This window comes from Cupriavidus sp. 8B (assembly GCF_054589115.1).
The window spans coordinates 1-783 of the sequence record NZ_BAAILO010000303.1 but is presented as its reverse complement, the minus strand read 5'-3'; the positions used below and the strand labels follow the sequence as shown (position 1 = coordinate 783).

Below are 783 nucleotides of genomic sequence, written 5' to 3'. Positions count from 1 at the left end.
GCGGTCAAAGACCATCTTCTCGTCTGCACCAGGCACATTGGCCTGGCAGGCGTTGATGTAGGCCGGCCACATGTCCAGGCTGATAGCGTCAATGGCCTCTCGATACGCCACCGGGAAGGCCTCGAAGTAAGCGGCCAAGCTGGCCTGCTTGCGCTCTTCTCCGATGTATTCCACCGTCGCTTCTTCCAGATCGCACACCAGCGTCATATAGCGATGTCCCTTGGCGATTGCCTTTTCATCCACGCCCATCAGCCGGGGCATCTCGTTGGCTTTCGCCGCCCGCCCCCTCAATACAGCTCTTTCCATCACGTGCCAGGCTTCGTCCCACGTAATGCGCAAGATCTCCGCGGCTCGCTTGACATTCGTTGCCAGCAATATGTCGATGGCCAGCGCTTCAAACAGATGCGTAAACCGACTCCCAGCCTCCGCCCACGGCATCCTCACTTGCCTCACGCCATGCTCCGGACACGACACTCGCGGAGGCCGCGCGTGCAGATACGTCAGGAACTGGCAGCTATCGAGGTGTCGCCACACCCGTTCTCCCAGGTGGTCATAGACCGCCAATTCCTTCCCGCACTCGGGGCACGAAAACCGCTGTCCCTCCAGGTGCCCTACATGCACTTCGACATGCTGCCGCGCCACGTCCAGGTCGACACGCTCCACCGTCCATGGCGCAGTCACGCCAAGCAGCTGCCGGTACAGTTCCACGCTGTCCATCGCACACCTCCTTACCAAGCCATGCGCGAAAGCGTACTACCTACCCACAGGAAAGTCTGAAGAACC

The 783-nt window shown here is 60.4% G+C and carries 1 protein-coding gene; it reads right to left on the bottom strand.

All coding sequences use genetic code 11. The features are described 5' to 3' along the window. The coding region (locus ACYP5B_RS30865; protein WP_459572195.1) for a transposase at positions 1-717 on the bottom strand (717 nt) is incomplete at its 3' end. Between the last annotated feature and the right edge of the window lie 66 nt (positions 718-783).